Below are 12,278 nucleotides of genomic sequence, written 5' to 3'. Positions count from 1 at the left end.
CTAATAAACCTGGCAGGGTCATTAGGATTTCGCCTTTCTTTTTTGATGCTACCTTTTTCAAGCATTAGCTTAGCTCTGTCAACTTGTTTTTCTCTAATAGTTTTTTGGTATTTGGCATATTTAGGTGAATATGTGATGATAAGTCTCTGAGATAAATCTTTAGGCGTATACGGAGCATCTTTGTAATATATAGCCTCATCATCCCTTGATATTTCTGATAAATCTACTACTTTATCATCAGACAAACGTTTAAATCCTTTAGTGTCTAAAGCCCATTGTCTATCTTGTGCATTAAGCTTTTTTATAGATTGTGTAACGACAAAGGCTCTTTCGCCCATATGATTGTATTTTCTTATTTTTTCCGAACCGAGTCCTGCATCGCTACAGTAAATAAACTTTTGACAGTCAAACTCGTTTAAAATCTTTTCTTCAAGAGGTTTAATAGAAGTTTGCTCATTAGCATTACCCGGAAATAGAGAAAAAGCAAGAGGAATGCTGTCACCATCCATAAACATCCCCATTTGTACTATAGGGTTTGGTCTGTGTTCCTTACTTTTGCCATATTTCTTAATTCCGTCTTCATCTTCAATCTCAAAATAATAATTGGTGCAATCATAAAAAAGAATCTTATCATTGCGTTTTCCTAATAAGTGGCTGTTTTTATAAGTTTCAGATTGTATAAGGTCACATTCTTTAGCAAGTACATTTAAAGAACGGTACACGTCATGTAGTTGGTAAGACGGCGGCTCCAAAAAGTCCAGTGCACATTTATAACTTGAGCGTTTACTGGAAGGTTCAAGTATTCTTGAGTAAATCAAATCTGATAATATCGAGTTGATATCAAACTTGAAGCTATATTTATCCCTTATTTTTCTGCAAACTTTATCCAAGCCAAGTTTATAATAAAAGTATTGCAAAAACAGATATCCCCCACGATAGAAGACTTGTTGTTGAGGTTGAAGTCTTTTATTGGAGTTAAAAGAAATATTTACTGTTTTTTCTTCTTTATATTTTTGTGTTTCAAGTCTTGCCTCAGCACGAGCCCATTCCATTACATCATCTCTGGTAGGTCCGTGCTTTTTTAATAAATCAGCAAGCGTACCAAGTTTGCGTACATTAACAGAGGTGCTAACACCTTTGTCATTAATGAAACTTTTAGAAATATAGAATGACTCAGCATTTTTTGATTTTGATGTAGTAACTTTCATAGGGAACCTCCAACCCCTATTATACCACACAATACTATAAAATACTATATAATAAAACGAAAATTTTGACAAATTTTTCAACTAAGAAATATAGGCTATATGCGGGTTGTGAGACTTTTTTGAAGCTTATTTATGTAAACAAACTGTCAAAGACCCGATCCTTATCCCAAAATGATTCATACATCTGAAGATAAGTACCTTTTTTCTTCTTTTCTTTTCTCAAAAAATAAGCCATAAACACCTCTAAAGCTAAAGTACTATGAAGTACTATGATTATAACATGCTTTGAAAATTTAATCAAATTTTTTGAAATATTTTTTGTGCAAGAAAAGCCTTTAAAATAAAGGGTTTAAAAGAATTGCGTAAAATTAAATAGGCTATCAGAAATTTAAAGCGTCGGAACTTTCATAGTACTTCGACGGAAGACGGGGGCGACTACACTGTAAAATATTCCTATGAGATATTGCCGAATACTTGGATAAGCAACAGTGCAAATGTAAAAGTTGTGGAAGGTAACGAATCTTTACAGACAGATGCCGAAATTAAAAGCGGAAGCAGTGTGAAGATAGAGTAATCTTTGCTTGCAATAGTTATGGTTTAGTGATATTATAAAAGCAGTTTTGTATAAAATGGAGTGTAGATATGTTAAATAAGTTGATTTCAATAATATTTATTTTAGTGTGTGTTTTCCTGACTGCAGTGGTACTGTTTCAGGAGGGTAACGAGCAGGGACTTGGCTCAATAGGCGGTATCGCAGATACATATTGGGGTAAGAACAGAGGACGTTCAGTAGAAGGTTTGCTTGAGAAGCTTACCAAGGTTGCTGCGGCACTGTTTTTGATTTTATCATTAGTATTAAATATTGTTAAATAATAAAAAGCACTCACACGAGTGCTTTTTATTATAAGTTTTATAAGGGTAGATATGTATAACATTATAGATAACAGAAAAAAAATAATCATGGACTTTGTGGAAAGTCCGATGTATGTACCTATGAAGGCAAAGGAACTGGCGACCTTCTTCGGTATTGAAAAAGCAAAAAGATATGAGCTTAACGAGGTCTTGCAGGAGCTTTTGCTTGAAGGGAAGCTTGAAATAACAAAAAGAGGCAAGTACAGAAAGCCTGAACACAACTTTTTGCTCGGTGAGTTTATGGCAAACCAAAGAGGATTCGGCTTTGTAAGAGTGGAAGGTAGAGAATCGGATATATTTATACCTGCAGAGTATGTTAATAATGCTATGAACGGTGACACGGTAAAAGTGGTTATAGACGTGGAAAACGGCGAAAAAAGAGCCGAAGGCCATATTATAGGGATAGAAAAACATGCCAATGTGCAGGTTGTCGGTTACTATCAAAAGAACAACAGATTCGGTTTTGTACTGCCTGATAATACCAAGCTTTTTAAGGATATATATATTCCTGAGACAAGGGGCAAGGGAGCCAAGACAGGCGACAAGGTAGTGGTTGAAATCACAGACTTCGGAGGAGATAAGAGAAAGCCTGAAGGCAAGGTGGTTGAAATCCTCGGAAAGAACACGGATGCCGGAGTAGATATACTTTCTATAGCAAAGTCATTCGGATTGCCTGAAAAGTTTAATGAAGAGGTGGAAAATGAGCTTAAGAGTATCCCGACCAAGGTGTTAAAAAAGGATATCAGAGGAAGAGTTGACTTTAGAGATAAGGTAACGGTGACCATAGACGGAGAAGATGCAAAGGACCTTGATGACGCTATTACACTTGAGAAAAACGGCAATATATGGCATCTGGGAGTACATATAGCGGATGTTACTCACTATGTGAAAGAAAATACCGCCTTAGATAAAGAGGCGCTTCACAGGGCCACAAGTGTGTATCTGGTAGACAGAGTAATACCGATGCTTCCAAGAAAGCTAAGTAACGGCATATGCTCACTAAATCAGGGCGAGGACAGGCTGGCACTCTCATGTATTATGGAGATAGATGAAAAAGGCAATATAATAGGCCACAATATCTGTGAGAGCGTTATCAATGTAAATGAGAGGATGACATATACGGCGGTCAATGAAGTCATCACCGACAGCAATGAAGAGACTAAAAAAAGATATGCCGAATATGTAGACTTGTTTCATGATTTTAAGAAAGTTTCAGATTTGCTTAGAGGAGCGAGGACAAAGAGAGGTTCTATAGACTTTGACCTGCCTGAAAGCAAGGTGATACTTGATAAAAACGGCAAGGCTGTCGATATAAAGCCTTATGACAGGAATGCTGCGACAAAGCTTATAGAAGATTTTATGTTGGCTGCAAATGAGACTGTAGCTGAGGATTTTTTCTGGCAGGATATACCTTTCCTCTACAGAGTACATGAAAATCCGGACCCCGAGAAGATGAAGAGTCTTGCAATATTTATCAACAATTTCGGATTCACACTGAGAAGAAAAAATGATGAGGTGTCACCTAAGGAACTTCAAAAGTTGCTTGCAAATATAGAAGGAAGCGATGCGGAGCCTATAATATCAAGAATTGCACTTAGAAGTATGAAGCAGGCAAGATATGATACGGTTTGTGTAGGGCATTTCGGTTTGGCTGCAAAATATTACACACATTTTACTTCACCTATAAGAAGATATCCGGACCTTCAGATACACAGGATAATCAAGGAGAATATAAAAAAGGGACTTTCAAGCAGGCGTATAGAACACTATAGGGCCATATTGGACAGCGTGGCCTTGCAGTCGTCTCAGATGGAGAGAAGGGCTGAAGAGGCGGAAAGAGAGACTGTAAAGTATAAAAAATGTGAATATATGTTAAATCACATAGGTGAAGAGTTTGACGGAATCATAAGCGGTGTTACAAGCTTCGGAATATTCGTGGAGCTTGAAAATACGGTGGAAGGCTTTATAAAGATGGCCGATTTGGAAGGCGATTACTTTGTATACAATGAGGCCGGATATGAGCTGGTAGGAGAAATCACAAAAAAGAAATTTGTTTTGGGTCAAAAAGTCAGAGTTAAGGTATACGATATTGACAGGCTTGCAAAGAGAATTGACTTCAAACTTGTAAAGGAGAAAGATGGCAGAGGGGATTAAGGTTATTGCAAATAACAAAAAGGCGTATTTTGACTATTTTATCTTGGAAAACTATGAAACAGGTATTGAGCTTTTCGGTACTGAAGTAAAATCTGTGAGAATGGGTCATGTTTCTATAAAAGAGTCATGGATAAGAATTGAAAAAGGAGAACTTTTCATAATGGGTATGCATATAAACCCGTATGAGAAGGGAAATATATTCAATAAAGACCCGCTCAGAGTAAGGAAGCTTTTGATGCACAAAAAAGAGATATTAAAGCTTGATGCAAAGCTTAATGAAAAGGGACTTACCATAGTACCGCTTAAAGTGTATCTTAAGGGAAGCCTTGTAAAAGTGGAAATAGGTCTTGCAAAGGGTAAGAAAAACTATGATAAGAGAGAGACACTTGCAAAGAAGACACAGCAAAGAGAAATAGAAAAAGCAATGAAGAGAAGCATGAGATAAACATTTGTTCGATTTTATTCTTGACAAACATATGTTCTTATTGTAATATTATGACATAGAACAAATGTTTGGAGGGAATATGAGAAAATTATTTTTAGCTTTTATTTTTACATTGTTTTTAGTCAGTTTTTTACTGGGCAGAGCCAATACCACAAGAGCCGATATGGATAGAGAGAATATAAGATATACCACAGTGAAAGTCGAGTATGGCGACAGCCTTGACAGTATATCAAGAAAATACAACAACACAGGCGTATCACATGAGGAGTATGTGAAAGATGTACTTAGGATGAACAAAATGGAATCCGAGAAAGTACATCCGGGTTGCTTTATAGTGGTAAGCTATAAAGCAGAATAAGCAAAAGGGAGATCAACTCTCCCTAAGCTTTACGGCATTTCTGGCACTTCTTCGCCTGTCATCTTCTATAGCTGCGTAGTGCTTTTTGGTGGTGTTTACATCACTGTGTCCGAGCACATCCGCTACCAGGTATATATCACCGGTTTCCTTATAAAGATTGGTGCCGTAGGTGGAGCGCAGCTTGTGAGGTGTAATCTTTTTTAGCGGACTTATTATCCTCGCGTATTTTTTAACCAGATTTTCGACACTGCGTACAGACATTCTTTTATTCTGCATTGAGAGAAAGAAAGCGCCTTCATGTCCGCTTTCTTCAAGTATAAGGACTCTTTCATCACAGTAGTTTTGCAGAGCTTCCTTTACTTCATCCGAGAAATATATTGTGACTTCCTTGCCGCCTTTTCTGTGTATCAGTATTCCGTTATTTTTAAAGTCCACATCAGAAATATTCAGTCCCACACATTCGGAGACTCTGATACCGGTGCCGAGCAGCAGTGAGAGCAGGGCTACATCTCTGACCTTGGTCTTTTCATGGTAAGCTTTTTGCCTGTCGCTTAGTCCTTCACCCTTTTCGGCTTCATCAATCATCATAGCGACTTCATCAATATCAAGTCTTATTATTTCCTTAGTATGAAGCTTAGGCAGCTGTACCCTTTCCATAATATTTTCACTGATTTTTTCCACACGATAAAAGTATTTAAAGACGCTTTTTAAAGTGGATATCTTTCTTTTTACGGCATTTTCCTTGTTGGAGATTTTCCTGCCTTCACTGTCACGATACTTAAGATACTCCATAAATTCCTCTATATCGGTGACCGACAAATTTTCAAGTACCGAGAGCGGAATATCGGATATTTTGGAGTATGTACTTTTGATACTCGGATTTTCATTCAGTAAGAATTCCAAAAAGACTTTTATATCATATGCGTAGGCGATTCTGGTTCTTGAAAGGGTTCTGGGTTCAATGCCTCTAAAGAAATCTTTGAAGAATGCCGGCAACTCGGAAAGCATCTTTCTAAGCTTTTGGATATTCTCTATATCAACTTGTTCACTGTATTTGAAATCTGACATAAACTCTCCTAAATGAATACGGTAACGATTATTTTCACATTATAACAAAAAACTATAAAATTATATAGAGTTATGTTTTGATTTGTGTTATTATACTATCGTCGCAGACAGTTAATTTCATATAGATAAGCGATATATGAGACCAAAAGGAGGTTTTACCAATGAACTATTTAGAAATTGAGAAGGTAATCGGAAGAGAAATACTTGACTCCAGAGGAAACCCTACAGTAGAGGCAGAGGTTTATCTGGTAGACGGAACAGTCGGAAGAGGAACAGCTCCGTCAGGTGCATCTACAGGTGAGTTTGAGGCACTTGAGCTTAGAGACGGTGACAAGTCACGCTACCTTGGAAAGGGTGTTTCAAAGGCGGTTGAGAATATAAATACAGTTATCAATGATGTACTTGAGGGTATGGATGCATCAGACACATATGCGGTTGATAAGGCTATGATCGAGGCTGACGGTACAAAGGATAAGTCAAAGCTCGGTGCAAATGCAATCCTTGCAGTATCTATAGCTTGTGCAAGAGCTGCAGCTATCTCACTTGACATCCCGCTATACAGATTCCTTGGCGGTGTTAACGCAAACAGACTTCCTGTTCCTATGATGAACATCTTAAACGGTGGTGCTCATGCATCAAACAACGTAGATGTACAGGAGTTCATGATAATGCCTGTTGGAGCTCCAAGCTTTAAAGAGGCTCTCAGATGGTGTGCTGAAGTATTCCACAACTTGGCAGCACTTTTAAAGGCAGAAGGTCTTGCTACAAGCGTAGGTGATGAGGGAGGTTTTGCTCCTAACCTTACAGGCGGTGACGAGGAAGCTATCGAGTTCATCCTTAAGGCAATCGAGAAGGCAGGTTACAAGCCTGGTGTTGACTTCATGATCGCTATGGATGCAGCTTCAAGTGAGTGGAAGACAGGTACTGTAGGAAAGTACAAACTTCCAAAGGCAGGTACCGAGTTCACATCAGCAGAGCTTGTTGAGCATTGGAAGAAGCTTATCGACAAGTATCCTATCATCTCTCTTGAGGACGGTCTTGATGAGGAAGACTGGGAAGGATGGAAGATCTTTACAAAGGAACTTGGCGGAAGAGTACAGCTTGTAGGTGATGACTTATTCGTTACAAATACAGAGAGATTGGAGAAGGGTATTGATAACGGATGTGCAAACTCAATCCTTATCAAGCTTAACCAGATCGGTTCCGTTTCAGAGACTCTTGAGGCTATCAAGATGGCTCATAAGGCAGGTTACACTGCAATATCTTCACACAGATCAGGTGAGACAGAGGATACAACTATAGCTGACCTTGCTGTAGCTCTTAACACATGTCAGATTAAGACAGGTGCACCTTCAAGATCTGAGAGAGTTGCTAAGTACAATCAGTTACTTAGAATCGAAGAAGAACTTGGTGAGAGCGCAGTATATCCGGGTATCAAGGCATTCAACGTAAAGAGATAATCTTATTCAAATAATTATGAGGCTTCGGGCTTGTCCCGAGGCCTTTTTTAAATTAAAAAAGCCGCCTTGCGGCGGCTTAAATTACTTTGTACCGAATATTCTGTCACCTGCATCTCCAAGTCCCGGACAGATATAAGCATCTTTATTCAGCTCTCTGTCAAGATGTCCGACATAAATCTGTATATCAGGATGAGCTTCCTCTAACGCTTTAAGTCCCTCAGGAGCGGCGATTATACACATAAACTTGATTTTCTTTCCGCCATGCTTTTTGATCTGTGTAATGGCGTCTATAGCGGAACCGCCGGTTGCAAGCATAGGATCTGTAACAACTATTATTCTCTCCTCGATAGGCTTAGGCAATTTGCAGTAGTATTCTACAGGTGTGTGAGTTTGTTCATCTCTGTAAAGTCCTATATGTCCTACTTTTGAAGCCGGAACAAGATTTAAAATACCGTCTACCATACCGAGACCTGCTCTTAGTATAGGAACAACAGCCAGTTTTCTGCCTGAAATCACCTCTGTCATACAAGTTTCAAGCGGAGTCTCCACCTGAACCTCCTCTGTAGGAAGATCGTTTAGCGCTTCATAACCCATAAGCATTGCAATCTCTCCGACCAAAGCTCTGAACTCATTGGTTCCTGTGTTTTTATCGCGAAGTCTTGAAATCTTGTGTTGTACCAACGGATGCTTATTAATGTAAACTTTTGACATCTTTCACCTCAATCTTTAATTTAATTCTCCTTATTATAGTTCAAAAAAACATATAAGTACATAGAATTATTTTGTTGCAGGAGAATACTTTACAAGAACATAGTCTCCAAGCTCATGTGATACAGGTATTGCTATAAAGATATCTCCTCCGGATTCGTATGAAAATACCTTAGGAAAGCCTTCGTTTACATCATTTTCCTTAATCAACGGGAAGTCCGCATCCTCAAGTAAAGTCTTTAATATGTCAACACTTAAGGTTTTTTTGTACTCGGCAAATCCTGCCGCCTGTGCATTGGAAGCGTTCTCAAGTACCACATCGTCTGAGAGTATATAGTTTGCGATTGTAAGCGGATCCGCAAAGTCTGAAAGGCCGATACTCTTGCCGCTCTCAAGGTCGATATTATTCGTAAAAATAATATTGCTGTCACCGCTTTTTCCAGTGTATACAATACTCATTCTCTTGCCGCTCTGATTCTTTATATTGTATTTGATCTTTACATCGGAGTCGGGTGCTTTTGCAAATGTACTTAATCCAAGCTTTGCATTATCTGAAATCATGGTATTAAGAGAAGTATCATCCTTACTTCCTGTAAGCTTAGGATAGGATATCTCGCTTTTGTCCTTGGAAAAACTCTGTGACTGTTCTGTTATGCTTTTTTTAGCTTCGACTGAAGGCTTTTTGTTATCCTTAGCCAAGCTGATTTCGCTTGATGCTACAGTGGTAGGAGACATGGCTCCGTTTGCCTCTGTTGTCATAATACTTTTTAAATCAGAGGTATCAGTTTTCTTACAACCTGCAAAAAGCAGAGGCATTGCAACTATTGTCAAATATAAAAATAATCTTTTCATTTTCCCTCCATATAGATTGATACCTATATTATACATTAAACAGGCAAAAAGAAACATTAATTATAAATTAGATTTTGCACAACAAATGAAGAAGATACTTAAATGATTTTAAACCCTAACTTTTATATAATTAAGTTAATTTTTACTTAAAAATATGATAAAATAATAACAACAGAAATGAGTATGTACATGTTTTTAGGAGGGAAAATTAAATGAAAAAACATGAAATCGGCCTGGTGCCGAAGCTGATCATAGCCATTGTTATAGGTATTTTGATCGGACAGTTTTTGCCGGAGAGCGTATGTAGGTTTGTAGTAACATTGTCGGGAATTTTCGGTTCATTCCTTAAGTTCGTAATTCCGCTTATGATTCTGGCTTATGTTACTATGGGTATCGCGGACTTGTCACAGGGAGCCGGAAAGCTTTTACTTATTACGGTGTTAATTGCATACGGCTCTACACTTGTAGCAGGTTCAGGTTCATATCTTGTATCATCAACTCTTTTTCCAAGCTTTATAAGTGCCGATGCACTTGCGCAGATAGAAGCTACAGCAGGAAATTCCGTTGATTCGTTCTTCTCTATAGCACTTCCACCTGTAATAGATACATTGTCGGCAGTGGTACTTGCATTCATACTTGGACTATGTATGTCTGCAATGCGAGGAAAAGAGATAGGAGATACACTTTATAACAGCTTTAAGGACTTTTCAACAATTATTGACAAGGTACTTCATAAGGCAATTATTCCGCTGCTCCCACTGTTTATCTGCGGTACATTTGTAGATATGACAAAGTCGGGCAGAACATTCGTTATTCTCGGTATCCTTTGGAAAGTATTCCTTGTTGTTATAATAATGCATTTGGTTATAATAACAATCCAGTTTGCAGTTGCAGGTGCAATAAGTAAGAAGAATCCTTTTGTACTTATCAAGAATCAGATTCCTGCATATACAACAGCTATCGGAACACAGTCATCTGCAGCCACAATTCCTGTAAACCTTGAGTGTGCAAAGAATGACGGTGTAAGTGAGGAGATAAGAAACTTCGTAGTACCGCTTTGTGCAAATATACATATGGCGGGATCAATGATTACCATAGTTGCATGTGCTACAGCGGTATGTTTGATGAATGAGATTCCGATAGGTTTCCATACGGTAGTTCCGTTTATCATGACCTTGGGTGTTGCAATGGTGGCATCTCCGGGAGCGCCGGGAGGTTCTATAATGACTGCACTTCCTTTCCTTTATATGATTTTCGGAAAAGATTTGGGAAATACCGACGGACCTATATGTGCTCTTATGGTAGCGCTTTATATTACACAGGATTCATTCGGAACAGCTTGTAATGTATCAGGTGACAATGCTATAGGTGTAGTTGTAGAGACAATATATCAGAAGTTTATATTGAAAAAGTAGTAGGAGATAGATATGCCGTTTATTAGCGTTTTTGATGTGCTTGGTCCCAACATGATAGGACCGAGCAGCTCACATACAGCGGGGGCATGTGTGATAGCTTTTTTGGCAAGAAAGATGCTTGGAGGTAAGCCGAAAAAAGTGGAGTTCATTCTGTACGGATCTTTTGCAAAAACATATAAGGGGCACGGAACCGACAGAGCACTTCTTGGCGGTCTTATGGGATTTGGGACGGATGATGTGAGAATCCGTGACTCATTCAACATTGCGAAGGAAAGAGGTATTGAATATAAGTTTACACCGAACAGTGAGGTGACCGATATCCATCCGAATACCGTAGATGTGTGTATGGAGGATGAAGAAGGCAGAAGCGTAACGGTCAGAGGTGAGTCACTTGGCGGCGGAAAGGTAAGGATAGTAAAGATAGGCGAGGTGGATATAGACTTCTCAGGCGAGTACAGTGCTCTGGTGCTTGTACATAAGGACAGACCGGGAGTAATAGCGTATACCACCAAGATACTTTGCGAACACAATATCAATATCGCATTTATGAAGCTCTACAGAGAGTCAAAGGGTAACAGAGCTTATACCATTATAGAGTCTGACGAGTCTATTCCGAAGACTGTAAAAGACGACTTATATAAGAATGAATATATATCACAGGTAATGATAGTTCAGTAGGAGATATTATGGATTTTAGCAATGCAAAAGAACTTTTAGAGCTTTGTGATAGTAATAAAATGTCCATTTCCGAGGTGATGAAGCAAAGGGAATGTGATGAGAGTACAAGCTCAAAAGAAGAGATAAAAGAAAAGATGAAAAGAGTCCTTCAAATCATGAGAGATTCCGCAACAATGCCTATCAACACACCTATGAAATCAATGGGAGGTCTGATAGGCGGAGAAGCAAAAAAACTCAGTGATTACAGAGAGGCAAAGAAAAACATCAGCAGCTCAGTGCTGAGCAGGGGCATGATGTATGCCATGGCGGTACTTGAGTGCAATGCATCAATGGGACTTATCGTGGCCGCACCTACAGCAGGTTCATCAGGTGTAGTGCCGGGTCTTTTGTTGGCAATGCAGGATGTGTACTCATTTTCAGACGACAAGATAATGGATGCACTGTTTGCTGCAGGTGCAATAGGCTATCTTGCAATGAGAAACGCTACGGTTGCAGGTGCTGTAGGCGGCTGTCAGGCGGAGATGGGAGTGGCTTCTGCTATGGCTGCGGCAGGTGCCGTGGAGCTGATGGGAGGTACACCGAGGCAGAGCCTTGATGCCGCGTCAACAGTCCTTATGAATATGCTGGGTCTTGTATGTGACCCTGTAGGAGGACTGGTAGAGTACCCGTGTCAAAACCGTAACGCCTCAGGCGTAGCCAACGCCTTGGTGGCAACAGATATGGCACTTGCAGGTATTACGCAGCTCATCCCTTTTGATGAGATGCTTGACACGATGTATAGAGTAGGCAAGAGAATGCCTGTAGAACTCAGAGAAACCGCTCTTGGAGGCTGCGCAGTCACAAAGAGTGCCTGTGAAGCCTGCGGGATGTGTGGGTAAACAAAGTATTAAAATATATGACCGACGCCTTAGACAGGGCGTCGGTTTTTTGAGTAATAATGAAAAAGTCGACATAAACAATATTTATGTAAATCATTTTTTGTATATAGCATTGATTTTAATAAAATTTGTATCTATAATT

At 39.1% G+C, this 12,278-nt stretch carries 12 protein-coding genes; 8 read left to right on the top strand and 4 right to left on the bottom strand.

Annotated elements, in window-relative coordinates:
- Positions 1-1,208, bottom strand: a 1,208-nt coding sequence (locus EHW90_RS08215; protein WP_124952663.1) for an IS1634 family transposase, incomplete at its 3' end; no start/stop codon positions are given.
- A 642-nt stretch (positions 1,209-1,850) separates the two neighbouring features.
- Between EHW90_RS08215 and secG the strand changes: the two genes are divergently transcribed.
- The 4 genes from secG to EHW90_RS08195 all read left to right on the top strand — a co-directional run bounded on the left by secG (position 1,851) and on the right by EHW90_RS08195 (position 5,077).
- Positions 1,851-2,081: a preprotein translocase subunit SecG gene (gene secG / locus EHW90_RS08210; protein ID WP_040457934.1), complete on the top strand. Its 231-nt coding sequence runs from the start codon at positions 1,851-1,853 to the stop codon at positions 2,079-2,081.
- Positions 2,082-2,132: 51 nt separating this feature from the next.
- Complete coding sequence (gene rnr, locus EHW90_RS08205; RefSeq protein ID WP_124952330.1) at positions 2,133-4,274, top strand: ribonuclease R; 2,142 nt, start codon at positions 2,133-2,135, stop codon at positions 4,272-4,274.
- Positions 4,258-4,719, top strand: a complete 462-nt coding sequence (gene smpB, locus EHW90_RS08200; protein WP_009445302.1) for an SsrA-binding protein SmpB — start codon at positions 4,258-4,260, stop codon at positions 4,717-4,719. Before rnr ends, smpB begins: the two co-directional genes overlap by 17 nt.
- Before the next feature lie 79 nt (positions 4,720-4,798).
- Positions 4,799-5,077: a LysM peptidoglycan-binding domain-containing protein gene (locus EHW90_RS08195; RefSeq protein WP_243113943.1), complete on the top strand. Its 279-nt coding sequence runs from the start codon at positions 4,799-4,801 to the stop codon at positions 5,075-5,077.
- A gap of 12 nt (positions 5,078-5,089) precedes the next feature.
- Here the strand turns inward: EHW90_RS08195 and EHW90_RS08190 are convergent, their stop codons facing one another.
- Positions 5,090-6,145 (bottom strand): tyrosine-type recombinase/integrase, encoded by a 1,056-nt coding sequence (locus tag EHW90_RS08190; RefSeq protein WP_124952328.1) that lies wholly within the window; start codon positions 6,143-6,145, stop codon positions 5,090-5,092.
- Between the two features lie 161 nt (positions 6,146-6,306).
- On the opposite strand from EHW90_RS08190, the gene eno reads away from it, so the two are divergent.
- The gene (gene eno / locus EHW90_RS08185; protein WP_060931843.1) at positions 6,307-7,605 is read left to right on the top strand and encodes a phosphopyruvate hydratase; all 1,299 of its coding nucleotides are present in this window, start codon (positions 6,307-6,309) and stop codon (positions 7,603-7,605) included.
- An 81-nt stretch (positions 7,606-7,686) separates the two neighbouring features.
- On the opposite strand, the gene upp is transcribed toward eno, so the two are convergent.
- Positions 7,687-8,316: a uracil phosphoribosyltransferase gene (gene upp / locus EHW90_RS08180; RefSeq protein WP_060931842.1), complete on the bottom strand. Its 630-nt coding sequence runs from the start codon at positions 8,314-8,316 to the stop codon at positions 7,687-7,689.
- A 66-nt stretch (positions 8,317-8,382) separates the two neighbouring features.
- The gene (locus EHW90_RS08175; protein WP_124952327.1) at positions 8,383-9,165 is read right to left on the bottom strand and encodes a hypothetical protein; all 783 of its coding nucleotides are present in this window, start codon (positions 9,163-9,165) and stop codon (positions 8,383-8,385) included.
- A 212-nt stretch (positions 9,166-9,377) separates the two neighbouring features.
- Between EHW90_RS08175 and EHW90_RS08170 the strand changes: the two genes are divergently transcribed.
- Genes EHW90_RS08170 through sdaAA form a run of 3 tightly spaced genes read left to right on the top strand, consistent with a single transcriptional unit; the run spans position 9,378 to position 12,136 of the window.
- Positions 9,378-10,580: a dicarboxylate/amino acid:cation symporter gene (locus EHW90_RS08170; protein WP_124952326.1), complete on the top strand. Its 1,203-nt coding sequence runs from the start codon at positions 9,378-9,380 to the stop codon at positions 10,578-10,580.
- A gap of 12 nt (positions 10,581-10,592) precedes the next feature.
- A complete protein-coding gene (sdaAB, locus tag EHW90_RS08165; RefSeq protein ID WP_124952325.1) occupies positions 10,593-11,258 on the top strand; it encodes an L-serine ammonia-lyase, iron-sulfur-dependent subunit beta in 666 nt (221 codons plus the stop codon).
- An 8-nt stretch (positions 11,259-11,266) separates the two neighbouring features.
- Positions 11,267-12,136 carry an L-serine ammonia-lyase, iron-sulfur-dependent, subunit alpha gene (sdaAA, locus tag EHW90_RS08160; RefSeq protein ID WP_124952324.1) on the top strand — a complete coding sequence of 290 codons (870 nt, stop codon included), beginning with the start codon at positions 11,267-11,269 and terminating at the stop codon, positions 12,134-12,136.
- Positions 12,137-12,278: the final 142 nt, after the last annotated feature.

This window comes from Lachnoanaerobaculum orale, from assembly GCF_003862485.1.
GTDB classification, from domain to species: Bacteria; Bacillota; Clostridia; order Lachnospirales; family Lachnospiraceae; genus Lachnoanaerobaculum; species Lachnoanaerobaculum orale.
The sequence above is the reverse complement of the archived record's forward strand: the minus strand, read 5'-3'. Positions and strand labels throughout refer to the sequence as shown.

Coding starts and splice junctions, on each gene's coding strand:
- EHW90_RS08175 (WP_124952327.1), bottom strand. CDS start 9,165: ATGAAAAGATTATTTTTATATTTGACAATAGTTGCAATGCCTCTGCTT.
- sdaAA (WP_124952324.1), top strand. CDS start 11,267: ATGGATTTTAGCAATGCAAAAGAACTTTTAGAGCTTTGTGATAGTAAT.
- rnr (WP_124952330.1), top strand. CDS start 2,133: ATGTATAACATTATAGATAACAGAAAAAAAATAATCATGGACTTTGTG.
- EHW90_RS08195 (WP_243113943.1), top strand. CDS start 4,799: ATGAGAAAATTATTTTTAGCTTTTATTTTTACATTGTTTTTAGTCAGT.
- smpB (WP_009445302.1), top strand. CDS start 4,258: ATGGCAGAGGGGATTAAGGTTATTGCAAATAACAAAAAGGCGTATTTT.
- EHW90_RS08190 (WP_124952328.1), bottom strand. CDS start 6,145: ATGTCAGATTTCAAATACAGTGAACAAGTTGATATAGAGAATATCCAA.
- secG (WP_040457934.1), top strand. CDS start 1,851: ATGTTAAATAAGTTGATTTCAATAATATTTATTTTAGTGTGTGTTTTC.
- upp (WP_060931842.1), bottom strand. CDS start 8,316: ATGTCAAAAGTTTACATTAATAAGCATCCGTTGGTACAACACAAGATT.
- eno (WP_060931843.1), top strand. CDS start 6,307: ATGAACTATTTAGAAATTGAGAAGGTAATCGGAAGAGAAATACTTGAC.
- sdaAB (WP_124952325.1), top strand. CDS start 10,593: ATGCCGTTTATTAGCGTTTTTGATGTGCTTGGTCCCAACATGATAGGA.
- EHW90_RS08170 (WP_124952326.1), top strand. CDS start 9,378: ATGAAAAAACATGAAATCGGCCTGGTGCCGAAGCTGATCATAGCCATT.